This window comes from Nodosilinea nodulosa PCC 7104 (assembly GCF_000309385.1).
GTDB lineage: Bacteria > Cyanobacteriota > Cyanobacteriia > Phormidesmidales > Phormidesmidaceae > Nodosilinea > Nodosilinea nodulosa.
The window spans coordinates 4,203,984-4,228,562 of sequence record NZ_JH976537.1 but is presented as its reverse complement, the minus strand read 5'-3'; the positions used below and the strand labels follow the sequence as shown (position 1 = coordinate 4,228,562).

The 24,579-nt window shown below is 58.2% G+C and carries 24 protein-coding genes and 1 pseudogene; 16 read left to right on the top strand and 9 right to left on the bottom strand.

Features of this window, described 5'->3' with window-relative positions:
- Nucleotides 1-22: 22 nt before the first annotated feature.
- The 3 genes from LEPTO7104_RS0119570 to LEPTO7104_RS0119560 all read left to right on the top strand — a co-directional run bounded on the left by LEPTO7104_RS0119570 (nt 23) and on the right by LEPTO7104_RS0119560 (nt 4,450).
- Nucleotides 23-823: a hypothetical protein gene (locus LEPTO7104_RS0119570; protein WP_155523709.1), complete on the top strand. Its 801-nt coding sequence runs from the start codon at nt 23-25 to the stop codon at nt 821-823.
- A 189-nt stretch (nt 824-1,012) separates the two neighbouring features.
- Nucleotides 1,013-3,538 (top strand): HD family phosphohydrolase, encoded by a 2,526-nt coding sequence (locus LEPTO7104_RS0119565; RefSeq protein ID WP_017300278.1) that lies wholly within the window; start codon nt 1,013-1,015, stop codon nt 3,536-3,538.
- Between the two features lie 249 nt (nt 3,539-3,787).
- Nucleotides 3,788-4,450 carry a class I SAM-dependent methyltransferase gene (locus LEPTO7104_RS0119560; protein WP_026072867.1) on the top strand — a complete coding sequence of 221 codons (663 nt, stop codon included), beginning with the start codon at nt 3,788-3,790 and terminating at the stop codon, nt 4,448-4,450.
- Between the two features lie 362 nt (nt 4,451-4,812).
- Here LEPTO7104_RS0119560 and LEPTO7104_RS0119555 read toward each other — a convergent pair whose 3' ends face one another.
- Together LEPTO7104_RS0119555 and LEPTO7104_RS0119550 are read right to left on the bottom strand one after the other, a co-directional pair.
- Nucleotides 4,813-5,448 (bottom strand): NADPH-dependent F420 reductase, encoded by a 636-nt coding sequence (locus LEPTO7104_RS0119555; RefSeq protein ID WP_017300276.1) that lies wholly within the window; start codon nt 5,446-5,448, stop codon nt 4,813-4,815.
- 2 nt (nt 5,449-5,450) lie between these two features.
- Nucleotides 5,451-6,164 carry a type 1 glutamine amidotransferase domain-containing protein gene (locus tag LEPTO7104_RS0119550; protein WP_017300275.1) on the bottom strand — a complete coding sequence of 238 codons (714 nt, stop codon included), beginning with the start codon at nt 6,162-6,164 and terminating at the stop codon, nt 5,451-5,453.
- 81 nt (nt 6,165-6,245) lie between these two features.
- On the opposite strand from LEPTO7104_RS0119550, the gene LEPTO7104_RS0119545 reads away from it, so the two are divergent.
- Complete coding sequence (locus LEPTO7104_RS0119545) at nt 6,246-7,169, top strand: LysR family transcriptional regulator (protein WP_017300274.1); 924 nt, start codon at nt 6,246-6,248, stop codon at nt 7,167-7,169.
- Nucleotides 7,170-7,191: 22 nt separating this feature from the next.
- Here LEPTO7104_RS0119545 and LEPTO7104_RS0119540 read toward each other — a convergent pair whose 3' ends face one another.
- Both LEPTO7104_RS0119540 and LEPTO7104_RS37185 read right to left on the bottom strand, forming a co-directional pair.
- Nucleotides 7,192-7,779: an SRPBCC family protein gene (locus tag LEPTO7104_RS0119540; RefSeq protein WP_026072866.1), complete on the bottom strand. Its 588-nt coding sequence runs from the start codon at nt 7,777-7,779 to the stop codon at nt 7,192-7,194.
- A 90-nt stretch (nt 7,780-7,869) separates the two neighbouring features.
- Complete coding sequence (locus LEPTO7104_RS37185) at nt 7,870-9,225, bottom strand: sensor histidine kinase (RefSeq protein WP_083887097.1); 1,356 nt, start codon at nt 9,223-9,225, stop codon at nt 7,870-7,872.
- Nucleotides 9,226-9,662: 437 nt separating this feature from the next.
- Here LEPTO7104_RS37185 and LEPTO7104_RS0119530 point away from each other — a divergent pair, with 437 nt between their 5' ends.
- Nucleotides 9,663-11,351, top strand: coding sequence for an ATP-binding protein (locus LEPTO7104_RS0119530; RefSeq protein WP_017300271.1), 1,689 nt, complete (start codon nt 9,663-9,665; stop codon nt 11,349-11,351).
- Here LEPTO7104_RS0119530 and smpB read toward each other — a convergent pair whose 3' ends face one another.
- Genes smpB through LEPTO7104_RS0119515 form a run of 3 tightly spaced genes read right to left on the bottom strand, consistent with a single transcriptional unit; the run spans nt 11,352 to nt 13,535 of the window.
- The gene (gene smpB / locus LEPTO7104_RS0119525; protein WP_017300270.1) at nt 11,352-11,822 is read right to left on the bottom strand and encodes an SsrA-binding protein SmpB; all 471 of its coding nucleotides are present in this window, start codon (nt 11,820-11,822) and stop codon (nt 11,352-11,354) included. It abuts the gene before it with no gap.
- Between the two features lie 11 nt (nt 11,823-11,833).
- A complete protein-coding gene (locus LEPTO7104_RS0119520; RefSeq protein WP_017300269.1) occupies nt 11,834-12,100 on the bottom strand; it encodes a YciI family protein in 267 nt (88 codons plus the stop codon).
- A gap of 37 nt (nt 12,101-12,137) precedes the next feature.
- Nucleotides 12,138-13,535, bottom strand: a complete 1,398-nt coding sequence (locus tag LEPTO7104_RS0119515) for a glycosyltransferase family 2 protein (RefSeq protein WP_017300268.1) — start codon at nt 13,533-13,535, stop codon at nt 12,138-12,140.
- 278 nt (nt 13,536-13,813) lie between these two features.
- On the opposite strand from LEPTO7104_RS0119515, the gene ebsA reads away from it, so the two are divergent.
- From ebsA to LEPTO7104_RS0119460, 11 genes are all read left to right on the top strand, one after another.
- Nucleotides 13,814-14,188, top strand: coding sequence for a type IV pilus biogenesis protein EbsA (ebsA, locus tag LEPTO7104_RS0119510; protein ID WP_017300267.1), 375 nt, complete (start codon nt 13,814-13,816; stop codon nt 14,186-14,188).
- A 173-nt stretch (nt 14,189-14,361) separates the two neighbouring features.
- Nucleotides 14,362-15,459, top strand: a complete 1,098-nt coding sequence (locus LEPTO7104_RS0119505; RefSeq protein WP_040695549.1) for a phosphotransacetylase family protein — start codon at nt 14,362-14,364, stop codon at nt 15,457-15,459.
- Nucleotides 15,460-15,544: 85 nt separating this feature from the next.
- Nucleotides 15,545-16,060 carry a DNA-processing protein DprA gene (locus LEPTO7104_RS0119500; protein WP_026072865.1) on the top strand — a complete coding sequence of 172 codons (516 nt, stop codon included), beginning with the start codon at nt 15,545-15,547 and terminating at the stop codon, nt 16,058-16,060.
- Nucleotides 16,061-16,159: 99 nt separating this feature from the next.
- A complete protein-coding gene (locus LEPTO7104_RS0119495; protein ID WP_155523708.1) occupies nt 16,160-16,576 on the top strand; it encodes an MAPEG family protein in 417 nt (138 codons plus the stop codon).
- Nucleotides 16,577-16,608: 32 nt separating this feature from the next.
- Nucleotides 16,609-17,100, top strand: coding sequence for a YajQ family cyclic di-GMP-binding protein (locus LEPTO7104_RS0119490; RefSeq protein WP_017300263.1), 492 nt, complete (start codon nt 16,609-16,611; stop codon nt 17,098-17,100).
- A 75-nt stretch (nt 17,101-17,175) separates the two neighbouring features.
- Nucleotides 17,176-17,634 (top strand): YraN family protein, encoded by a 459-nt coding sequence (locus LEPTO7104_RS0119485; RefSeq protein ID WP_017300262.1) that lies wholly within the window; start codon nt 17,176-17,178, stop codon nt 17,632-17,634.
- 195 nt (nt 17,635-17,829) lie between these two features.
- Nucleotides 17,830-18,387, top strand: coding sequence for a hypothetical protein (locus tag LEPTO7104_RS0119480; protein ID WP_017300261.1), 558 nt, complete (start codon nt 17,830-17,832; stop codon nt 18,385-18,387).
- A 67-nt stretch (nt 18,388-18,454) separates the two neighbouring features.
- The gene (locus LEPTO7104_RS34615) at nt 18,455-19,213 is read left to right on the top strand and encodes a RibD family protein (RefSeq protein WP_017300260.1); all 759 of its coding nucleotides are present in this window, start codon (nt 18,455-18,457) and stop codon (nt 19,211-19,213) included.
- 6 nt (nt 19,214-19,219) lie between these two features.
- Nucleotides 19,220-20,392 carry a GNAT family N-acetyltransferase gene (locus LEPTO7104_RS0119470; protein ID WP_017300259.1) on the top strand — a complete coding sequence of 391 codons (1,173 nt, stop codon included), beginning with the start codon at nt 19,220-19,222 and terminating at the stop codon, nt 20,390-20,392.
- 158 nt (nt 20,393-20,550) lie between these two features.
- On the top strand, nt 20,551-22,092 hold the full coding sequence (locus LEPTO7104_RS0119465; protein WP_017300258.1) for an adenylate/guanylate cyclase domain-containing protein: 1,542 nt from the start codon (nt 20,551-20,553) through the stop codon (nt 22,090-22,092).
- Nucleotides 22,093-22,180: 88 nt separating this feature from the next.
- Nucleotides 22,181-22,588, top strand: a complete 408-nt coding sequence (locus LEPTO7104_RS0119460) for a DUF4346 domain-containing protein (RefSeq protein WP_017300257.1) — start codon at nt 22,181-22,183, stop codon at nt 22,586-22,588.
- Nucleotides 22,589-22,675: 87 nt separating this feature from the next.
- Here LEPTO7104_RS0119460 and LEPTO7104_RS0119455 read toward each other — a convergent pair whose 3' ends face one another.
- A complete protein-coding gene (locus LEPTO7104_RS0119455; protein ID WP_225887016.1) occupies nt 22,676-23,017 on the bottom strand; it encodes a hypothetical protein in 342 nt (113 codons plus the stop codon).
- 262 nt (nt 23,018-23,279) lie between these two features.
- Nucleotides 23,280-24,579 (bottom strand): annotated as a pseudogene (locus tag LEPTO7104_RS34610) (IS1634 family transposase); the annotation flags it as partial.

Below are 24,579 nucleotides of genomic sequence, written 5' to 3'. Positions count from 1 at the left end.
AGGCAGAACGACCCATTGAACCATGGTGCATGTTGCGAATTATCTACAGGTAGCGCCCGGATCTCTGCCAGATCGTTTGGGAGCAGCGCTGGAGGCGATTGTGATTAGCGATCGCTGGGTGGCCCATGGCCGAAGTAAGACGATTGGCCCAGCGCCAAGCTGGCAGGAAGGGCTGCTGCGGGTTGCCCACGCCTGCACCCAGGGAGACTCGCTTTTGCCCCAGCGCTGGCAGACCCACTTTCAGGCCTTACCCGATCGAGCAGCGGTGTTGATCAACGTTTTCCCCTACCTGTGGCTGCAAGCCGATGCCCAGGGCCATCACCGGGCGGCGGTAGGCCGCTGGGTCTCAGCGCTGGGGCGATCTGTGGCAACGGCAGAGGCCTGTGAAGCACTGTTCAGTCTGGTATGCCAGGAGATGAAGGTAGCTGGATCTGGCGCTGGGGCCAGCCTGGCCAGGGCGGCACTAAAGGCTGGAAACGAGCCTCCCCTGGAGCCAGCCCTCCGGCTGATGGTCCAGAGTCAGGGGCAGTTGGCGGTGGTCCTAGATGTGGCCTATGGGCGGGGCTGGACGCCGACGGAGGTGGCCCTGGCAGGGCTGCTAGTGGGGTTGACCGAAGGGCGTTCCGGCGTGGGCGCGGGGCTGCGCCAGCGCTGGCTGCGCTGGGGTGCTGACGGCGAGCAGGGCCGGTATCCCGATGGTTGGCAGGGCCTGAAATCGGATGATTTGGCGGCGATCGCGGCGGGTCTGCACTGCCGCTGGGCGGGAGGGGAGACTGGCATTGCCCTGGGGTCGTCGCCATTTCCTTGGGGGATAAGGGTTTAGGGCAAAGGGTACAGGCGTTGACCGAGACCGCCGCCTATAATAGCGTTTGAGAGACTCCGATTGGGCTGGCAGCCCTAGCGCGTTGCGGGGAAGGAGAATCTCGAATCGTTCAATCTGGCTGTTACTCGCTGGCTGCCATACATTCTGGGGTTCCCCGGCCTCTGCCCACCCCTCTAGCTGTCTTAATCTATGAAGGCAATTCAGGAATTTGTGGCTGCGGTTGAGCGCTGGTGGGCTGTAGGGCAGCGGGCCGCAAGGCCGATTATTCCTCCGCCTGCGCTGGTGCCCCGGTCGTCGTCTCTGGAGCCAGAGCAGGCGGGTGGGGGCACGATCGCCGCCCAGTCGGCCCAGCCCCAGCGGCGGCTCAGGAAACATCTTCAGCCCTGTCGACCCCTCAGACGGCGCAAGAACATTCGCCACCCCCGCCTGGCCTTTGTGCTGACCACACTGAGCCTGACTGCGGTCCTGGGGCAGCGCTTCTACAATCAGCCGGGCTTGCAGGTGGGCAGCGTTGCTCCCAACACCATTTTTGCCCCCGACAACGCCCGAGTCGAAGATAAAGAAACCACTGAAGAACGCCGTCGCGACGCCCGCAACGGCGCCCTGAGGGTGTTGCGCATCGAGTCTTCTACAGACGATGCCGTGCTGCGATCGCTCAATAACCTGATGGCCCAGGTTGGCGATATTCGCCGTCAGGCGGGAAGCGTGCCCTTTGTCTCCACCAGTGTTTTGTCCACCCAGGTGCAGGTTTACCTGCGTCGTTCCGACGATGCTACCTGGCTAAAACTGCGCAGCCTAATCGACCCTTTGACCGGCGATAGCATTCGAGGTGCGCGGGTATCGCTGGACACCCTGCTGCGCAACCAAACCATTACCCCCGATCAGCAGGCGGCCCTGGGCGAACTCTGGGCTTACAGCCAGCGGTCCAACAGTAAGGAGCTGAGCCAGCTTTTAGACTCAATAGAAAAGGCGCGCCAGGCCTACCAGCAGGCCATGGCCAATTTTACGCTGCTCGCCTCGCAGGCGGAAGGTATTTCAGAGTCATCCCAGGTGCTCGATCTGCCTACCCAGGTATGGGTCGATGCCCAGGTCGAAATTCGCCAAGCTGCTGAGCGGATGCTGGCCCAGGGCATCGCCTCTGGCTTGCCCCCGGAGGTGCTAGATCGGGCCGTCTATCTTCAGCTCAAAGACGCGCTGCCCAATCCAATTGAACCCTTTTCTCGCCAGCTGCTGCTCTCTACCCTGGAACCCAACCTGGTCGAAGACAGCGATCGCACCCGCCTCCAGGCCGACATGGCCGCAGAGGCCGTTAAGCCCGTCTTTGTCGAAGTGCAGCGGGGTGAGCTGATCGTTGCCGCTGGGGACACCATCACCCAGAGTCGGTTTGTTCTGCTCGATAATTTTAACCTCAGCCAGCGTCGCTTTAACTACTGGGGGCTGGCCATGTTTGGAGGGCTGGTAGCCGGCGGGGTGGGCATATTTCTACTGATCGAGTGCTGGGTGCCCCAGCGCCTGCGCCAGCAAGACTATTTGCTGCTAACAGCCATGGTGGTCAGCACTGGGGTGATGAAAATGTTTGGGGTGGCTGCCTACGGCCTGCCCGCTATTGGCCTACTGGCGGGCAGCTTCTACGGGCCTGTCCTGGGGGGCACCCTGGTGGTGCTTGTGGCCGTCCTGCTGCCGGTGGGGGCGACGGTGGGCGGTATTTCGTTTATGGCCGGGGCCGCTGGGGCGTTTGTGTGCAGCCTGCTGGCGGGCCGCATGCGATCGCGTGAAGAACTGGCCCTGCTGGGCGGCAGCGTCGGTCTTACCCAGGGTGTGGCCTACCTGCTGCTGACGCTGGTAGTCAGCCCGGTATCGCTCATTTCCGCCTGGTCAGGCATGCTCACCGGAGCTGCCCTTCAGGGCATTTACGGGGTGATCTCCAGCATTGCCGCCCTCGGCCTCAGCCCCTACCTAGAGCATCTGTTTGACTTAGTTACTCCCATTCGCCTAGCCGAGTTGTCAAACCCCAATCGACCTATGCTCAAGCGGCTGGCCTCAGAGGCACCGGGCACCTTTCAACACACCGTATTTGTAGCGAGCCTGGCGGAGGCCGCTGCCCGAGCCCTGGGCTGCAATGTTGAACTGGTAAGGGCGGGCACCCTGTACCACGACATTGGCAAAATGCACGATCCCCAGGGCTTCATCGAAAACCAGATGGGTGGGCCAAATAAGCACGACGAACTCAACGATCCCTGGCTGAGCGCCGAAATCATCAAGAAACACGTCACCGAGGGCATTGTGATGGCCCGCAAGTGCCGACTCCCAAAGGCTGTGCAGGCTTTCATCCCAGAGCACCAGGGCACCATGCTGATCAGCTACTTCTATCACCAGGCCGAGGAGATGGCTAAGGACGAACCAGCCCTGGCGGTGAAGGAAGCTAACTTTCGCTACGACGGCCCCATTCCCCAGTCGCCCGAGACCGGTATTGTCATGCTGGCTGACTCCTGCGAAGCCGCGCTGCGATCGCTGACCGATGCCACCCCCGATGAAGCCCTCGCTATGGTCAATCGCATCTTGCGCGCCCGCTGGAAGGATAATCAGCTCTCAGAATCGGGGCTGACCCGCGACCACATGGCCCTGATTGCTGAAATCTTTGTGCAGGTGTGGCAACAGTACAATCACAAGCGCATCGCGTACCCAAAAGCAGCGCTAGCTCCTAAAGTTGGCTAGGGCAGATCTTCAGGGCCGAAGCTTTTCCTTCCCCAGCGAAAGTTTTAGCAGCTAAGACCTCAGCCTAAAAATCTAGATGCTGCTGGACCGCAAGCCAATCGCAACCCCCTAGCCAGTAGGCTAGTGACAAGAGCGCATACTGCGTCGACTCAATTTAGGGTCAATCCAGGCATGTCTTCAGCGGGCGATCGTCTGGCCTTGACCTTAATATTTGTTTACACTAAAGGCAATTCCCTCAGCGTTTTTCCCATGCTGCTTCAGCCTGACCAGCGCACCAAGCTAGACGAGTCGAGCGACACTTTTTTCTACGATACGCCGCGCTTTGTCACCCACGTAGACGATCGCTTTATTCGGCAGCTCACGGAGCTGTACCGCGAGCGGTTGGCCCCAAACAGCCGTATTTTCGACATGATGAGCAGCTGGGTCTCGCACCTGCCTGAAGATGTTCCCTTTGAGTGGGTCGAGGGCCACGGCATGAACAGTGAAGAACTGGCCAGAAATCCTCGCCTTAACCACTACTTTGTGCAAAACTTCAACGAAAACCCCACGCTGCCGCTGGCCGATCAATCCTTCGATGCCGTACTGAATACTGTATCGGTGCAGTATCTTCAGCGGCCTGAAGCTGTGTTTGGCGAGATCTACCGCATTCTCAAACCCGGTGGCCTCGCCATTGTCAGCTTTTCCAATCGCATGTTTTACCAGAAGGCGATCGCAGCCTGGCGCGACGGCAGCGAAACCCGCCGGGTCAATTTAGTCAAAGGCTATTTCATGGCGGTGCCAGGCTTTAGCCACCCAGAGGTCGTAACCCACACGCCCGGCGTTCCCCCCATTCTGCAAATGCTGGGCATGCCCGGTGGCGACCCATTTTATGCCGTGATTGCCGAGCGCATGGAGCCGCTGGCCAAGCTATGAAGTCTTCTATGCCGAGGTCGGACAGGACCCCAACCGGCTGAATGGCACGCCTGGAAGGATCGGCTCCCGTCCTAGGCGCCATTCTGGTCGTCTAACCCCAATTGCTAGGGGCTGTCATCAATTAATCGCCAATGGCTTAAGAATCGGCGATTACAGCCCCTGGCCTGTTTTTTGGGGGTCGGGCGTGGCGACGCCTATGGGATAAGGATCATAGCGAGCATTGATGAGATGACCTAGAGGCAAACGGTCGTTTGTCCCTAGGGATACCTATTTGAATTTGCCCTGCACATATAGCCATTCTCACTTTCACCGTTGGGGGTAAAAGCCTTTTCATCGCGATTGGTACTGGCTTGCTCGCTCTCCTATCGCTGCAATCTGGCCCAGACAAACCCTGCTCCTCCTCCCTGCACCCTAGCCATTTTGATCCACAGCAGGGTCATGTGCTCTAGATGCAGACTCATGGACAGGGGACCCGTATCCACTGGCTCCCAGCCCAGATCCTGGCAAAGGGTGGCAACAACCTGCTTAGCCTCGGCATCGTCTCCGGCAATTAGCATGGCCGGTTTGAGATCCCCATAACCCGGATAGGCGCTGTCCTCAAAGTTCTCAAAGCCGTAGATAGTGAACGCTTTGACTACCCTGGCTTGGGGGACTAAGCTTTGCACCGCTTCGCTGCCCGATCGCTTGCTGTCCAATCCGTGGGTCAGACCTGGTCCCACAGGGTTGGTGCAATCGACCAGCACTTTACCCGCAAAGGCATCACCGTTAGCCAGAGCGGCTGACACAGCGGCAAAGGGGGTAGCCAAGAAAATAACCTCGGCGGCGGCGATCGCATCCTCGGTTGCCGCAACCGCTAAAGCGGGATACTTAGCCAGTGCCTCGGTCACCGTCTTGGAACTGGGGTCGCGAGCGGCGATAGTGACGCTGTGACCTAGGGCTGCTAAGTTACCCGCCAGGGCCGCCCCCACTTGGCCAATGCCAATAAATGCAAGTTTCATGGCTAACTCCCCTGTAGGACGCTTAGCACCAGGCGGGCCGTTTCAGCGCCCGAATTCTGCTGCTGCCCGGTGACCAGGTGGCCGTCGCGGACGGCGTGGGGTGTAAAGGCGGGCTGGGTGACAAACCGCGCTCCCAGCTTGGTGGCCTCATCTTCAATGCGAAACGGCATCACCGTTTGCCCTACCACCTGATCGGCAAAGTCTTCTTCGCTATTGGCAAAGCCGGTCATCACTTTGTTTTGAATCAGCGGGGTGCCGTCGGCCAGGCGGGTTTCGAGCAGCAGACAGGTGCCGTGGCAAAGGGCAGCGCTGACCTTTTCGGCATTGTAAAAGGTCATGAACAGATCCCGCAGGACCGGGTCGGAGCGAAAGGTGAACATGGGCGACTGGCCACCGCAGACGACAATGGCGTCAAACTCGCCGGGATCAAGGCTGGCGATCGCCGGAGTATTCTCCAGCAGCGCCATAAAATCGGGCTGGTTGATGTATTTCAGGGATAGGGTGTCGTCCTTAGAATAGCCCGATTCATCCCTTGGGTCGCTGAGGCGATCAAACTCAACGGGGCCACCCCTGGGGCTGGCAATCGTAACGGCGTAGCCCGCTTCGGTAAATACTGCGTAGGGGTGAATTAGTTCCGCAGCCCAAAACCCCACTGGCCCGCCCACCGTGGTTGACACCGCTGGATTGGCCACCACCATCAAAATATGCTGAGCCATGAAACGCTGTCCTTGCGCTAGAAAATCGTTGCGTTTCCATCCTCAGCCCTCCACTATAGATTTGTCCAATGGATAATTAGTATGACTAATATTCACCATATCAATCTTGCTGGTTTAGACTTAAATTTGCTGGTGGTGTTCGACGCTCTGATCGCCGCAGGCAGCGTGACCCGAGCCGGAGAGCGCCTCGGCCTCAGCCAGCCCGCCACCAGCAATGCCCTGGCCCGCCTGCGTCGGCTCACCGGAGATGATCTATTTGTCCGCACCGCCGCCGGGCTGCGTCCTACGCCGCGAGCCCTGGCCCTGGCCCAGCAGCTCAGCCCCGTCCTGCGGCAAATCCAGGGGGCGCTGCTGGAAGATGTCACCTTTGACCCGGCCACCAGCGATCGCGTCTTCGCCATTGGTATGTCCGACTACGTCGAATTCACCCTGTTGCCCAGGCTGATGCAGCGGCTTCAGTCCGTAGCCCCAGGCGTCAGCCTGCAAATTCGCTCAGGGGATAGGCAGGCCCTCTTCGCCCTGCTCGACGAAGGTGCCATTGACATAGCCTGCGGCCTGTTTCCCGAAGCCGTACCCTGGCATCAGGAACAGCCCTTATTTCAAGAGACCTACCTCTGCGCAGCCCGCCCAGGGCATCCCAGCCTGGGGGATGCCCTGTCCCTCGATAATTACCTGGCCCTGCCCCACCTGCTGGTTTCAGTCAAAGAGGACCGGGTGGGACGAGTAGACAATCTGCTGGCAAAACAGGGGCTCAAACGGCAGGTTGCCCTCTCAGTACCCCATTTCTTAGCGGCTCCGTTTGTGCTAGCCCAGACTGATCTAATCGCCACCCTAGCTCGACGGGTCGCCCTGGGTTTTGCCCAAACCCAGCCCCTCAAGCTGCTGCCCCTACCCTTTGAACTAGAAGGATTTTCCATCGCGATGCGCTGGCACCGCAGCAGCCAGAGTTCGCCTCCTGCCCAGTGGCTGCGATCGCTCATTGGGGAGGTTGCCCAGACGTTATAATTCCAGTTCAGACGCAGAGAAACTAGGCGCCAAATACCACAGCGGTGCGATCGCTAATCGCCTTCAGGTTTCGGCTCAGATCGTGGCGAATGTGCCGTTCAATCAGCGCCACCGGCATTGCTCGGGGCGGCCGAATCACCAGTTCATAGCCCAGCCGGGTCATGCTATCTTTGGCCTCCGCCACCGACTCCAGAGTCCAGCGCCCCTCAAACTGACGGAAGTCGCCCTCCACCATAGAAAAGCTCAACTCCCTGGGAAATGCTTCCACCATATCGAGCACGACGCGGGCGCAAAACTTAATGTTGAGAAAACATTGGGATCCAATTTGCTCCAGCCGAATGCCTCCTTCAGGATGGCTGAGCCGCTGGCTACAGGACAGGTTAGGAATAAAGCTTGAGAGGTTGTCGTAGTCAGTCAGGATCTGCCAAACCTGTTCGGCCGTGAAGGGAATATCGGTCAACGCCAAAATGCGGCGCTGCTGGCCCTCCAGCTTTTCAGTTTGGATGGTAACTCCGGTCTCATGTCCAGCCCCATCGTCTATGCCCACAGCAGCATCAGCGTCCAAGCGGGCCGCCTCAAAGCTTGTCATATCAGAGATGTTTGCAGTCATGGGTTAAACCAGCCGGTAACAGTGTAGTTTGGCCAGGCAACCACGCCTGTGCCCAGAATACCAGCAAAATTTGCTGGAAGCGTATTGAGCCTATGAATTGTGGATGGGTTTAGTCTGATGTGCGAACTCAAGGGTAAAGCATGTCTGCCAGAGCTGGGCCTGGCTGGGCTGGCTTGACACTCTAATAGTTCCCCCCAGCCGCTCGACTAAACCACGCACTAGCGCCAGCCCCGTGCCGGTGCCAGCAATGCCGTCTTTGGTAGCGCTGTGCCCCCGCCGAAACTTGTCAAAAATATGGGGCAAGTCGTCTGCCTCGATCGCTGCCCCCAGGTTGCTTATTTGCAGAGTCACCAGGCCGTTCTGGGCCTGATTGTCTGCCAGGGCGAGAGTGACCGTGGTTTGATGGGCTGAGTATTTGCAGGCATTGCTGACTAGCTCTCGCAGCACCTTAGTCAACCGTTCCGGATCTGTGCACAGCATGACGGGGGTAAACGGTAGCTGCAAATCCAGCGTGAGCTGAGCCTGCTGAAATGTTTCTGTCGATTGCGCTGCTAAATCGCTGAGCAGTTGCCCGAGGTCAACCGACTGGCACACTGGGGCCGCCGCCTTAGACTCCAGGGTTTGCAGCATCAGCAGGTCATTCACCAGGTTGATCTCGCGGCTGCACTGCTGCTCCAGAATATCCAGATACATAGCGGCTCGCTCGGGGGTGAGGTCGGGGCGGCGCAGCATGCGAATGGCCAACATCATACTGGTCAGGGGGGTGCGCAGCTCGTGGTTGAGGGTGCTGAGAAAGTCTTCTTTCAGGTAGTTGAGGTAGCGTAGCTGCTCGGTATGGCGTACCGCCTGGCCCTGGAGATAGTGCTGGTGGAAGGCGATCGCCCCCAGGCTAGCCAGGTTAGCCTGCGCGGTTGGGTCGATTGTCGACCCGCTTGGACCCAGCAGCAGCATGGCCCCTTGCAGCCCTGCTCCATCAATGGCGATCGCAGTGCAGGCCGCCATGGTCCTCAGCCAGGGGGGTGGGCTATCGTGCTCCCCCAGCAGAGCGGCCAAACCCTTCTGCCAGCGCAGTCGACCCCCCCCAGATGACTGCTCAATAGTCTGCTGGATGAGCTCTAGGGATACCCGATGCGGCCAATCTAGCGAAGATCCCGACTCGGCGGCACTGAGCGATTGGCTAGTGGGAACCGTACCCCGATGCCAGCAGGTATACATTAAATCGTCAGTGCCGGGGTAGTGGCAGAGCAGGAGACAGGCCCCGAAGCCTAGATGGGTCCCCAGCAGCTCAGCTAGAGCCGGCAGAGGGTTGGGATTGTTTAAGGTGGCCGCCAGGGCATGGACTAAGGGCCATGTTTCTCGACCGTCGCCAATGCTGGAGGCGGTGGGGGGTACTGCACCCTCGCGGGGGCGGGCCTGGAACAATAGCGGCGAAGTTTCAGATGCCATGGGCAACCATTTAGCGAAGTGTTCCTGACTCCCTGAGCCGGGGGATGGTCCTGGGCTAGCCTGACCTCGCCCCCGGCTGTCCTTAGCCTATCTACTCACCCGCAAAGCAGTATCCGTGAATTCGCCAATATTCCCCCTGGGCTTACTCCGTAAGATCCGCAGCATCCGGTGCCATGGGCGTTGGTGTAACCTGTCTTGCAGAGGGGCTGCGCCACCACAAGGGCTTCCTCAGCAGGGCTGAGCCAGAGAGATGAGATGGTTCATTGGGGATGTTGCAGACCAATGTTTTGAGCTAATTCGTGGCAAAGCGACTTTCCAGGGGTATATCTTGCCCTACCCTAATGAACGGCAGGACATTAGTATTAATGAAGTCAGTGCCGGGGATAGATCTCTGGCTAAACTAGCGACAACGGGTTTCTCTAGCGGGGCAGTTTTCTATGGCACGGTCAGCACAACCTACCGCTTCCGCAGTCATTGGCACCGTCAAAGGGCCTGGCGAAAACGGCAATCAGTACGTGTTCATTACCGCCAACAACCGCCAGGTCAAAATTGGCGAATTTGTGTATTACACCGTCGATCTGGCTGACATCCCTAACGCCCAAATTTTAGGTAAAATCTCTGATCGCCGCCTGATCGACCACCTGCCCGATCGCATCTTTGCCGACCCAGATATCAACCCTGAAGCGATCGCGGCCCTGGTCGGCTTCGCCCACCCCAACCCCGAAATCTACGAAGTCACTGTCGATGTGGTGGGGCATTTCCACCCGGCGCTGGGGTTCATGAACCCGCGCATTTCTCCCGACCCTGGCGCTAAGGTATGCCTGGCTGATGACGACAGCCTGCGCCAGATCATCAACAAAAAGCAGCCTAGGGATGTAGGCTCGGCCCACATTGGTTCGCTCCTGCTGCGCCCTGGTGGGCGGGTGCCGGTGGCGCTAGATGTGAAAGAGCTGGTCAGCACCCACATGGCCATTCTGGCGGGAACTGGCTCTGGTAAATCCTATACGGCTGGAGTTCTGATTGAAGAACTGCTCAGCCCCTACAACCGGGCCGCCGTGCTGATCTTTGACCCCCACGGCGAGTATGGCACCCTGACCGACATGCGGGGACATCCCAGCTTTACCTCAGAGGATGGCTACAGCCCCGAGGTTAAAATTCTCACCCCAGACGACATCCGGATTCGAATGTCGTCGCTCGATTACTACGACATTCTGACTCTGCTACCGGATATGAGCGATCGCCAGCAGGCCATCCTCAACAAAGCCTTTAGCCTGTTGGGCAAGCACAAGTTTGGCGAGCACCGTTGGGATGTGCAGGATTTGATCTCTGCCTGCTACGAGTCAGACCGCACCACCGACGACGAGGGTAACGAAAAAACCGGCTCCTCTGCTCCAGCTCTGGAGTGGAAGCTGGGAAAATTGGAGCGATCCGAATACTTCCACCGGGTTCAGCACCTGGCGCCGAAGGATCTCTTTGCCCCAGGCCAGGTTACCGTGCTGCAAATGAACGAAATTAGCCAGGAAGAGCAGCAGGTGATCTGTGCGGCGGTGCTGCGGCAGAGCTACCAGGCCCGCATGAACACGGCCAAAGACAAAATCACCGCCGAGGACGAAAATTATCTGCCCTACCCAGTGTTTATTCTGATCGAAGAAGCCCACCGCTTTGCCCCCGCCCACGAACCTGCCCGCTGCAAGCAGATCTTGCGCACCATTCTCAGCGAGGGCCGAAAGTTTGGCATGGGGGTAGGGCTGATTACTCAGCGCCCTGGCAAGCTCGACTCCGATGTGCTGAGCCAGTGTATGAGTCAGTTTCTTATGCGTATTGTCAACCCCGTCGACCAGGACAGCCTCAAGTACGGGGTCGAGGCCGCCGGACGCGACCTGCTGCAAGAATTACCCTCTCTGACTAAGGGCCAGGTGATTGTATCGGGGGCCTGCGTCAACACTCCGGTGCTGTGCCAGGTGCGCAAGCGACTGACTAAGCACGGCGGCGAAACGATGAACGCTCCTGAAGCCTGGATGGGTCACTTTCAACACCACCGCCAGCAGGCTCGTCAGCTCGAAAAAGCCGCTCCTGCCAGCTCCGGCAAAAGGGCCGAAACCTTCGGTGGGGTAAGCATCGAGTAACTAATCTCGACCGCTGAGCGCCCGTGCGGTCTCGCGACCTTCCTGCTTGCGCTTGAGGCTTTCGCGCTTGTCGTGGAGCTTTTTACCCCGAGCTAGGGCAATAGTGGCTTTTACCCAGCCTCGCTGGAGATAGAGCTTGAGGGGCACCAAAGTCAGGCCCTTCTGCTCGATTTTGCCGATTAGCTTGCGAATTTCGTCGCGGTGCAGCAGCAGTTTGCGAGCACGCTTGGCCTCGTGGTTGTAGGCTTTGTTGGTCATGGTATGGGGCGAAATGTGCACGTTGTGCAGCCATAGCTCCCCGTCTCTAATCGAGGCGTAGCCGTCGCGCAGGTTGACCTTGCCCTGGCGAATCGATTTTACCTCCGAACCCATTAGCTCCAGGCCCGCTTCGTAGGTCTCCAAAACTTCATACTCGTGGCGGGCCTGGCGGTTGTCGCTGACTATTTTGTATCCATCGCTAGAATCAGCCACAGCTTTTCCTCCTACTCCACGACCACCCGCCACTCATGCAGCTCATACTCAACGCAATGATTTTGAATCAGCGGGTCAGCAGCCACAATGGCTCGGGCTTCTTCGATTGAACTGGCCCGAAACAACAGCATACCACCCCCAAATTCGGCCCAGTAGCCGCTTCTCGCAGCGTGACCCCGGGCAATCAGGTCTTTGACATAGGCCACGTGGGCCGGCACAAACTGGTCGAAGATGGCTTTGTTGACGATGCCTTTCTCGATTTTAACGAACCAGGGCATAGTACGCGATCGCAGAATATTCCCAAGAAACTTTAGCCTAGAGCAAATCAACCTGAATGTCGTCCTCGCTGCCCAGGTGAGTCGTTTTGACCCAGCGCAGCCGCTTGGGCCGCACCGCCAGTCGCATTGTCATAGTCGCTATCACCAGCAGCCAGTGCAGCATGTATAGGTTGCCCCAGAGAGTTTGCAGGCTGCTAACCCACACCGCCTGCTGTCGGGTGCGCCTCAGCCCGCAAAACATGCCGACCATAGACAGGGTCAGAGCCAAACTCGATATCGGCAAAAATAGCGGTAGCCGATGTCGCAGCATCGCCATTGCAAAGTCCGGTAATGCAACCGTAGGCAGGCCATACTGAATCACCCAAAAAGCTGCCATGTCAAAGGTTTTGGCTGGCTTTAAGCGATTTTGAGCAATCAGCCGCCAGTAGTCGAGGTAGCGCTGGTACCCCCCTTCTGCCCAACGGTTGCGCTGGTGCCACAGGCCCAGGGGCTGCTCGACCCCCTCTTCACCCACGGCGGGATTGAGCAAAAACTGAATGTACCAGCCGCCAAAGTGCAGGCGCAAGGTCAAATCGAGGTCATCGGTAATGGTTTCTTCATTCCAGCCACCGCACTGGGCCAGGGCTGCCCGCCGCACAAATTGACCATTGCCCCGCAATTCACCGATGCCGCCGAGACTAATGCGCTGCTGCTGAAAGTAGCTGTCAAGGGCCATTTCGGCCTGCTGTCCCCGAGTCCAAAGGTTCTTGGCTCGGTTGACGACGGCTTTTTGCATTTGTACCGCCCCTACCTCCGCTCGGTCAAAGATGGGCACGATATGGCGCAGCATTTCCTTGGGTACCCGAGCATCGGCATCAAACACGCCGATGATGTCACCTTTGGTATCGGGCCAAACCTGGTTGAGCGCCCCAGATTTGCCGCCGCTGGCCCCAGCACTGCGCCGCAATATCCGCAGCTGAGGGTAGCGATTGACCAGGCTTTGTAGCCGACGGGTTGTGCCATCGGTGCTGTTGTCGTCAATAATCCACACTTCGTAGCGGCAGGCCGGGTAGTCGAGCTGGCAGAGGGCTGCGACGAGAGGCTCAATCACGGTTTCTTCATTTTTGGCTGCTACTAGCAGGGAGACGTAGGGCCAGCTCTCCCAGGTCTCAGCCTCTACCTGGGGGCGGGAGGTTGAAGGCAGAGGGGGCGGTGACAGAGCTGGCCGAGCCAGCAGGATGCGCATGGCATGGGTCGTCAGAATGGCCGTAAGACCCAGCACTAGCCAACTTCCCCAAGAAATTAAATGCAGCGCAACGGTGACGCCCCACAACACGCTCAGGGTCAGGGCAGCCTTGGAGCGGCGGCCGGAAAAACCAGGAAAATCTTCGATTTCTAGCTCATCCAGGGGGGTAAAAAAGCGCCCGGCGGCAAAGCGTTCAGGAATATCAACCATGAACTCAGGTGGGGAGCACAACAAAGACGACAGTGGCTAGGGCACCAACACTGGAGAGAATACTTTACCCCAAGCGTGCCCCCGGCCTAGGTCTATCATCCTCGATTTTGTAAGAAAATTTTGGTGATGCCCTCAGCCTTGTCGCGGGGAATGCTAGCTGTACATAGAGCATCATTGGCCATACAGAAGGGTGGGTATCTAGTATCCTGAGCAGCTAAACCCGATGACCGCCAGAATGATCGTCCATTACAACTTGACCTAAGGCCAGACCCATGAGTATGACGTTTGAGGCAATTCAGCCCGCAGGCAAGCAAGATATTAGCGTTTATATGCCCTACTACCAGGGGAACAAGCGCAATGCTCTGCCCTACGCCATTTCTCTCTATAAGCAGGGCAATCTGGAAGGGGAGCGCCAGATTGAGGGGGGAGACAGCATTGCTTTTGTGGCCACCTGGAACGTGTCGGTACTGCCTGCCGACTTGACCCGCTGTCGGATGCAGTTTGAGGGCGATAGCGATCTCAGCTATGAAATCACTATGGCGACCTTTGAATTTGTCGATTTTTTGTTTGACGTAATTGTTGCTCTCCGGCAAAAGCGTCCGGCGGATTTTGCCCAGGGGTTTTACCGGAAACTTCTGCGCTTAGATGAGTAGGCTGTCCTTCACACCGCTGAAAAAGGGTTTAGCCGATGCCTGACGCTGACATCCGCTAAAGTGGCAGAATGAGTGTGGTACTGTGCCTACTGACACGATTAACTTGGCGGCTGCTTAGCAACGGCGACAGGTAGTCAGAGAGCAGTGCATTGCCCCCATGGAGGAGTTGCAGCGTGCCCAGTTCAGCAAAGCCCAATTCAGCGAAACGTTTAGTGATTGGTTCAACCGAGTCCTATAGCGGCAAATCGGCGGTGTTACTGGGCGTTGGGCTCCAGCTTCAGGCAGCGGGTATGGACATTGGGTTTGGCAAGCCCATGGGCAGCTCCATTGGCGGTGATGAGGCAGATCCGGACCTGGACTTTATTGTGGCCACCCTGGGGTTGTCTACGGCTCGGTTTTATCCGCCCTCTATTTCGCTGACTGAGGCTACGGTGGCTGCTCGTCTGGCGCTGGATGGCCAGGCTCCGGCCCGCTACAGTCTCCAGGGCTACACTGAGCACCGAGGTGAAGATCTGCTGTTGCTGGAAGGGCCGGGCAACCTAACCGAGGGAACATTGCTAAGCCTTTCTGTGGCCCACATTGCGGCAGGTGTTGATGCCTCGGTGCTGCTGGTCACTCGCTACGACTCTTTGCTGCTGGTCGATCGCCTGCTGGCCGCCAAGGCTCTGCTGGGCGATCGCCTGGTGGGAGTGATTATCAACGATGTGCCCACGGATGCGGCAGCGGCCTGTGCTGAACTCGCCCGTCCTTTTTTGGAAAGCCAGGGAATTCCTGTGCTGGCGCTGCTGCCGCGATCGCCGATCATGCGCAGCATTACCGTGCGTGAAATTGTGGCCCGGCTGGATGCGGAGGTGCTGTGCTGCCCCAACCGGCTGGACCTGATGGTGGAAACGCTGACGATTGGGGCTATGAATGTAAACTCAGCGCTGCGGTACTTCCGCAAGGCAACCAATATGGCGGTGGTGACCGGGGGCGATCGCACCGACATTCAGTTTGCCGCCCTGGAAACCTCTACCCAGTGCCTGGTGCTAACGGGCCAAATTCCGCCGACTCCCGAAATTTTAGAGCGGGCTTCAGACCTAGAGGTGCCCATTGTCTCGGTAGACTCTGATACCTTATCCACCGTAGAGCGTATCGACGAACTGTTTGGCCAGGTACGGCTGCACGAACCGATCAAGGTGCGGTGCATTCAAGACCTGATTGCCACCCACTTCGACATGGAAAGGCTGCTGCAACTGCTTGACCTAAAGCTGCCTGTATCGGCCAGCTGAGACAGGTTGTGAGTGGGTTGACATGTAGCCTTACCCTCGCCTTCTGATACAATTAAGCCCGTTATTCTCGAATCCGGTGCAGCCTTTGAGTCAGTCTATTGAAGCGTCGCTCGAATCCGCTAAAGTCGATACGTTTTTGCAGGAACTCGCGGCCATTCAACAGTCGGGTTCTAAGCGGGTGGCCATTTTGGGGTCGCGCCACGTGCCGATTACCCACCAGCAGCTAATTGAGCTGATGACCTACGCCTTGGCTCTGGGGGGCAATCGCATCATTACCTCGGGGGCCACTGGCACTAACTCTGCCGCCATTAAGGGCGCGATGCAGGCAGACCCTAACCTGCTGACCGTAATTTTGCCTCAGAGCCTGGCCCGCCAGCCCCGTGAGTCGCGGGACCAGCTAGAGCAGGTGATGCACCTGGTCGAAAACCCAGCTAACGACGCGATGTCCCTGGCCGATGCCAGCTCCCTGTGCAACCAGGAAATTATCTCTCGCTGCCAGCAGCTGGTCTGCTTTGCCTTCCACGACAGCCATACCCTGCTCAAAACCTGCCAGGACGCTGAGGATCAGCGCAAAATAGTCACCCTGTTCTACTTTGACTAATTTGGCCTCAAAGACTGGGCCTGTGCGCGGGTGCCGTTAATGGAGGTTGGCGTTTAGCTGTTTCAGCACTGCAAATAACGTTACTGAGGACGAGGGTCTATGGCAGTTGTATTGTCTATGCCGGGTTTTTTGCTGGTTAGCATTGGGGTGGCGGCGCTGCTGGTGTATCTGCCTTTTTTGGCGGTGGGCTACGGGCGCTTTGCGGTGGGCTACGACCAGGCGGCCCCGCGGGCGATGCTGGACAAGCTGCCTGCCTACGCCCAGCGGGCCACCTGGGCCCATGAGAATGCGTTTGAATCGATGATTCTGTATGCTCCGGCGGCGCTGATGGCCTACCTGACCCAGCAGCAGTCGCCGCTGGCCCTGGGGGCGGCGATCGCCTACCTGATCGCCCGTACTCTGTACCCGGTGGCCTATATTTTGAACGTGCCGATCGGGCGATCGCTAATGTTTGGCGTCGCCAATCTCAGCACCTTTGCTCTCTATTTCTTGAGCTGCCGGGCGGCATTGATGTAGTCTGTTGGTGCGCAGATACCCAACATTGCCCTATGGCTTCTAGCTTTTCCTTTGATATCGTCAGCGATTTTGATCGTCAGGAATTGGTCAACGCCCTCGACCAAACCCGGCGAGACGTGACTAGCCGCTACGACCTCAAGGACACTAAAACGTCCATTGACCTGGGGGACAGCACGATCACCATTGAAACCGCCAGCGACATGACCCTAGATGCGGTCAAAGATCTGATGCATCAGAAGGCGGCCAAGCGCAATCTTTCTCTGAAGATTTTTGAGTACGGCGATGTGGAAGCCGCCAGCGGCACTCGCGTTCGTCAGACGGTAACGCTTAAAAAGGGCATTGAGCAGGATATGGGTAAGCAGATTACCAAGCTCATTCGCGACAACCTTAAAAAGGTGACCGCCGCCATTCAGGGTGACGCGGTGCGGGTGACGGGTAAGTCTAAGGATGATCTCCAGCAGGCTATGCAGCTGGTGAAGCAGGAAGAATGGCCGGTGGCTGTGCAGTTCACCAACTATCGATAGGCCCGGTGCGCCGGGGCAAGCGCGATCGCCAGATCTTGGGCATCCTGAGGGGACAGCGATAGTCTGGAGTCGTCAATGCCTGCCGAACTCAGCAAAACTGAACTGGGCAACCTCGGGGAAACCCTGGTGGCCAACTGGCTGCAAGCCCAGGGCTGGCGGCAGTGCGATCGCCAGTGGCACTGCCGCTGGGGAGAACTCGACTTAGTGATGGCCCATGGCCCCGCCAACGGCAGCGGCCAGCTGGCTTTTGTGGAAGTCAAAACGCGCAGCCAGGGCAACTGGGACGCCTACGGCCTTATGGCCATTACCCGCAGCAAGCAGTCCAAACTCGGGAAGGCCGCCCAGCTCTATTTGCTAAAGCATCCCCAGTGGGCGGAGGCCACCTGCCGCTTTGACGTGGCGCTAGTGGCCTGTCGGCATCGGGGGCGTTCCGCTGATGTCCCTGACCCAGCCCGCCAGCTGCCCATAGACGATCGCCGCTACCTGGTACTGCAAGACTACATTGACAATGCCTTTGATGGCCCCAGTCGTTAGGAACCATCAGGCCGCTGAGCTGGAACAATTCTTAAGAATAGCGCTCTAATCCGAGCATCCGAGCATTCATGGCCTAAGCTGCTATGTAGAGGTATAGTCGTTGTCCTGCCTCTATCCCTAGCGTCTGCATCTTTTTTGTGAGCTAGAGCAGGCTCAATACCGTACTTCCCAGTCCGTTGTTTCTCTGGGAATACCATGACTAAGTTTGCTATTTTTGTCTGCCCGACCGGAACTCTGGCCGAGCAGATCAAGCAGTTTCTGGCCCAGGGTGGTGAGGCTCTAGGGGCAAAGGGAGGCAGAGGTTCTGTGCCCGGATTTACTCTTGTTGAGGGCTTTGAAGAACAGGGCAGTGCGGCTCCGGTCTATACGCAGAGCCTCGATCGCGCCTTTAACCGGGGACTCAAGTCGCGCCCTTCTCCGGTGGTCACCATGGATGGCCTGGTGGCAAAACCCGACGGCTGCGGCATGGCGATTACGGCACCCTGGCTAAAGCAGGTGATGGTAAATTTTGCCTGTACCGTTAAGTCACCAACCCGCAAAATGCCCCTCCGCATTCAGGATGAGTTGGGTATGCCCCTGGCCTGCGGCGTTGACCAAAAGCAAATAGATGCCGTTGTGGCCCAGGCCGAAGCCGCCATTGACTGCCAAACCCCGACTCAGTGGGAAATGCGGTTTTACCAGCGATCGCCCAACCAGGACTGGATCTGCCACCGCAGCTGGGATTTGGGCGGTGGACAGCCCTCGGCGAGCTAGGCCCCTGGGATACCCTCGATACCCTCAGCCCTCAGTCTACTAAAAAGGTTCTAAATAGCCCGTAGCCTTGGCGATCGCTCCTCAGTCTGACCCCGCTATTCCCCACACCACGCTGGTGCTGGCCATGAGCCTAGACGGCAAAATTGCCGACGTTCAGCGGGGGGCAGCCCGGTTTTCATCCCCAGCTGATCTGGCCCACCTAGAGACCCTGGTAGCGGCAGCGGATGGGGTACTGTTTGGCGGAGGAACTCTGCGGGCTTACGGCACCACCCTCAGCCTGCGCAGTGCTGACCTAATCGCCCAGCGCCAAGGGCGAGGGCAGCCTGACCAGCCAGTTCATGTTGTCTGGTCACCCTCAGGAAATTTAAACCCCAAGATGCGGTTCTTTCGGCAGCCAGTGCGCCGGGGGCTGGTCACGACGGCAGCGGGGGCAGCTGGGTGGGGCGCCGATCTATTTCAGCATATTTGGCCAATCCCTGAAGCCCAGACTCAGCCCTGGGACTGGCCCTGGATTTTAGCCCAGTTTAGGCAGGCTGGTGTGGCTAAACTGGCTCTGCTCGGCGGCGGGAGGCTGTCAGCGGAACTGCTCCGCTGCGGCTGCGTTCACGAAATTTTTATCACAGTGTGCCCGCTGGTTTTGGGGGGCGCGACGGCCCCCACCCCAGTGGAAGGCGCCGGGTTTTTAGCCCAGTTTGCCCCCCAGCTGAGGCTGCTGTCGAACCGGACGGTGGGAGATGAGGTGTTTTTGCATTACCGAGTGCTGCCCCTGCACCCGACGGCAAATTCCTTTACCCTGGAGAATAACCAACCGTCCCCTACCGGTTAACCACCCATGGGCTACCCCACTGTGCCGTCGCTGACTGCCACCTGGCTACGTTCGATTGAAGAGGTGCCCGAAGCGGTGTGGGACGAGCTAGCCCAACCGCTGGCCACGCCTTTTTTAGAGTGGAGCTGGCTGCACAATATGGAGCGATCGCTCAGCGTGGGGGCCAGTGCGGGCTGGCTGCCCTGCCACCTTGCCCTGTGGCAGGGAGGGACATTGGTGGGCGCTGCCCCTATGTACCTGAAGGGGCACAGCCGGGGCGAATTTGTGTTCGATCACCAGTGGGCCGATCTGGCGGAGCGCCTGGGAGTGGACTACTATCCCAAGCTGCTGGGCATGTCGCCGTTTACCCCAGCCGAGGGCTATCGATTTTTGATCGCCCCCGATGCCGACGAGGCAGCCGTGACCCAGGCCATGGTGGGGGTAATCGATGACTTTTGCGATCGCAACACCATCTCGGGCTGTCATTTTCTCTACGTTGACCCCCAGTGGCGAGCAACCATGACTCAGCTGGGGTTCTCAGCGTGGCTACACCACAGCTATGTGTGGCAGAACCAAGGCTTTAGCGACTTTGACGACTATCTCAGTGTGTTTAATGCCAACCAGCGCCGCAACATCAAACGGGAGCGCAAGTCGATGGCGACGGCGGGCCTGCGCCTAGAGGCAATCCCCGGGGATGCCATCGACAAGACCCTGTGCACGCAGATGTACGACTTCTACGCCGACACCTGCGACAAGTTTGGCTGGTGGGGCAGTAAGTACTTGAGTCGTCAGTTCTTTCAGCTGCTGCACCACGACTACCGACATCGGATGGTATTGTTTGCCGCCTATGGCGACGATGACACCGATCCCGTCGGCATGTCGTTTTGCCTGACCAAGGGCGATCGCCTCTACGGTCGCTACTGGGGATCTACCGTGGATTTTAACAATCTGCACTTTAACGCCTGCTACTACGCGCCGATTGAGTGGGCAATCGCCAACGGCATCACTCTCTTTGACCCTGGGGCCGGGGGCCGCCACAAAAAACGGCGAGGCTTTCCGGCTCTGGGTAACTACAGTCTGCATCGGTTTTACAATCCCCGCCTCAGCACCCTGCTGACCCGCTATATCACCGAAGTCAACGAGCTAGAGCAGCAGGAAATAGACGCTATCAATGCCGAACTGCCGCTGAAGCAGCCCTAGGTCGCGTCATCAATATCAATGCTCGCTAAAATCCTATGATTCTTGGACCATCGGCAACTAATTGATGACAGCCCCCAGCTATTTTGCCCTCGCCATGGCGATCGCCCCTCCGGTGGGAACCCTAGAGCAACACTACGGCCAAATTATGGATAGGGACAGTGGCAGAACTGGAGAGCATTGAGCGCAGCCTGCGGGATCTGGCCCCGGCAGATCTATACGCTGCCCTATGGGTTGACCCCTCCGCCAAAACCCTAGGCAAGGTATTTGACCATCTCCGCACCCTACAGCATGTGCTGACTGACTACGTGCCGCGAGATGTGGTTCAGCATCCCCCCACTGGCCCTGAAGTGCGCCATCGCTGGCACCGGGGCAGCCTGCTGTTTACCGATCTAGCCGGGTTCACGCCGCTTTTTGCGGCCAACGCAGCGGCGGGGCGAGCCGGTGCCGAAACCCTGCTCACCATCATCAACGACTACTTTGCTCAGATGGTAGACCTGGTGAGCAAGGCTGGTGGCAACCTGCTGGAGTTTACGGGCGACGCGATGCTGGTGCAGTTTTGCCATGAGGCCTACCAGTCTGAGGGCGACAACGGAGAAATGGTTCAGGCTATCTATGCGGGGCTACGCATGCAGCGGGCCATGGCCAACTTTGCCAACCTGGAGACCTCCCAAGGGCCGCTATCGCTGCAAATGCGGCTGGGCATTCACTCAGGGCCGTTTGTGAGCGCTGACATTGGTACTCCCATGCGCCGCGCCCACGTGCTGCTGGGCCAAACGGTGCTGACCGCCAAGCAAACCGAAGGAGCTGGCGCGATGGGTCGGGTGTGCCTGAGCAAGGCCGGGTGCTTGCAGATGGCGCCATCATCTTTGCGCCTAGAGCCCAACGCGGCGGGCGGCCTGGTGGTTGACGACCTGAGCCCCCAAGCGCTGGGCGAATACGATCTCACCCTGAACCGCCGCCGCCCCGCTAGTACAGTGCTATTTGACCGCAGTGTGCCGGGCCTGATTCGAGAAATTGAGGCCAGCCTGCAAACCCTTGAACCGCTGGCCAGCTACCTGCCGCGTCCGGTGCTGCAGCTGCTGGTCAATACAGCCGCCGATCGCCGTATTCCCCCCGCATTTCCGACGGCAGCGGTAGCCTTTATCAACTTAATTGGCCTCCCGGAGGCTGCGGACGCCGATTATCCCGAGGACACCGACGGCATTGTCAGCTGCTTTTCCCACGCCTTTGCCCTGATCAACGGTGCCGTGGAGCGGCGGCGCGGCATTTTGCAAAAGGTGACCTACCACTCCGTCGGCTCAGAAATATTGATTCATTTTGGTGTTCTCAGCCCTGAGATCGATGCGCCTCGGCAGGCAGCCGCAACCCTGCTAACCATTCGCGACTTAGTGGCTAAGCTGAGGCCCCCTTTTCGCCAGGGCCAGCCCCTACCGGTTACCTGCCGCATGGGGCTGACCTACGGCCAGGTGTTTGCCGCCGAAATTGGTGAACCTCGCGGACGACGAGAGTTTAACGTGCTGGGCGACACGGTCAATACCGCCGCGCGGCTGATGAGCCGTGCGGCCCAAAACCAAATTCTGCTGGATGCCGCCACCTACGAGGCCCTGTCCGCCGACTATGACTGCGGATTTTTGGGCCGACTGGCGCTGAAGGGCAAAGCCGTCCTTCAGCCGATCTACAGTTTGGAGAACCTCCGGTAGGGACAGGCTTGGCCTTGGCCAGAAGTGGAGGCGATCGCCCAGCGCGCTACCATAGAGAAGCTTGATCCAGTACAGGCCGCGACCTGCGATGACCCTTTCCTCCAGCACCCAGCCCATTGATAAGGCCCAGCGCCAGTCCCTTGATGACCAACTCTCGAAGCGCTACATCGAGCTAGACCCCGGTGGCTACTTTCTCATCTATTTGGATGTAGCTCAGGGGCTAATTTGCGCCAAACATTTTGCCAACATCATCAACGATAAAGGCCTCGCCTGCGATCCCGTTACCGGCAAGCCCCTGCCCGTGCGCGGGACCATAGAGCGCACACCCACCCGTATCTACAGCGGGCGCACCGCTAAGGAACTCTGCATCGCTATTTTTGAAGATCCGGCCAATCCTTGTCCAATTACCTTCCTCGACCACGCCGCCTACCTAGGGCGCGAGTTTAGTCGAGCGGAAGCAGCCTTAACCGCAGGCGAACCCTACGTACAAGATTAACGGAGGCGGCCTCAACCAACGCTGCTCAGGCCAACAACAGCCTATAGTCCTGCGCTCTATCAGCCCTGAGCTACGCTTCTCCGGCACCTAGTGAACTCGAGAGGCTAGCAGCTGCTCTTCTAGCGCTGCGATGCGATTGTAAGCCGCCGTTAGCTGGGCCGTCAGTCGCTGGATCTGCACGTCTTGGGAAAAGGTGGTCTCAGTATTTTGACGATCTAGATCTAAATAGCTGCTGTCCAGCAGAACATCTTTGTGTTCGCAAACGCTGTCAAGCAGGCCAGGATTTTGTCGAGCAGCCCTGCCGTAGGCAAGGCGACCGGACCCAGCATCGTTGGGTGTAATAGCACAGGCCTGGGTCGCAATTAGCGCAGAAACCTGATCGTTAACCTGATCAATCATCTGATGCAGGGCGTCAATTTTATTTGTCAAAAGAATGACTTGAGTCTGGATAGAGTCCATGTGACGCCTGATATTTAAATTTCCCCATCATCCTAGACTCCAGCCTATCAATCACTGCGGGTTTCCTGAATCATTTAACCTTTATTGGCGAGGGTTATTGGCGAGGGTTCCCATCGGGTATTAGACCCTTGGGGGACCCAGTCATCCCCTTGAAAGACAGTGGAGAAGATCCAGCCTGGATAAATTTGCAGTCCAGTATGATCAAATACAGAAGCTCCCGGTTCGCTCATTTCTAAGGTGGTTCGTCAGATACGGGCCCCAGCAGGGTGTAAATACTTACCGGGAAGTTGAGAGCCTTTAAGATCTGCTGCTGTAAAGGCGTCAGCTCCGTCAGATGGGCATAGGTCTGCCCTCGTGCATTCACCATGACTAGAGTAATGTCGCGAAAACTGGCCAACAGTAATTCGGCTGTCGGACGTGCCGTCGCCCGCTTGGGATTACCGATATATAGCCCTGAGAGGGTTTCTTGGTGACCAGCTAAGGCTTGACGCATCTGAAACTCCACCAGCGTTAACAGCCGCAACCCCATCGAGAGTAAGCGAATTAATCCCTTGATATGGTCTTCACGCTGTAAGTACATCGGGGAGAGGGAGAGGGGATGCCCTTTGAGTCGGCTAAAGCTGTGCTCCACCAGATATTCTTGGCGGTAGACCGTCACGGCTTGAGGCAGCGATAATGCCGCTGCGGGATGATTGGTGACATAGACCCGCCAGCCCAAGGTTTGCATCTGCTGGTTGATGGCCTCAGTTTCTAGGGTGCCATTCACCTGGAATCGACGGTGCTCCACCATCCGAGCCGGGCGGTCCCGGTAGCGACGCACAGCGTGTTGCTCCACCTGTTGTGAGTAGGTGAGTTGAACGTAGGCCTTGACCCGGTAGCGGGTGAGAATCGTCTCAGCGGCTTGCGCTAAGGCGACCTCATCAGGAAAGGCTTTCTGGCCGCGCCCCGATTGATTGAGCGCCGCTAGGGCCGTCTGGGCGTGCTCAAGTCGAGCTTGGAAGGCCTGCTGGGCGGATTGAGCATAAGCCAAGGAGTACACGACCAATTGCCGCTCTGACCACGTCCAGGTGTGTCCGTCCCATTCTCCTGTGCGGGTCTGGGTCTGCTCATAGCCTCGGGCAATCAGCGCGGTGTGACCGTCGGCATAGTCGTAGTGAATCTCCTGCAACTCAACGGCCCCTTGCTCCACTGGGTCTAGGTAGGCCTGCATCGCCTCCGCCTTGAGTTGAGTCCCACCGAGCGGACAGAGATAGTAATCGCCTGTAGCCTGGAGAAAGCAACGGGTCGCTAGACTGGCCATCTTGCTGTCACCCACGTAGAGCAACCCAGACTGGCTGAGGGTCTGACGCACCTGCCCAATGGCCGGAATGTAGAGCGGGTCGTCGGCGCGCTGCCCGGAGACAATCTCGGTCGCTATCGGTAGCCCCAGCGGATCTAGCGTCGCCAGCATCAGCTTCAGTTGGGGCAGGTCGGGGCGGATGGTCTTTGCTATGGCCATATTGGAACAGCCCTGACTCATTGACCGTCCAATC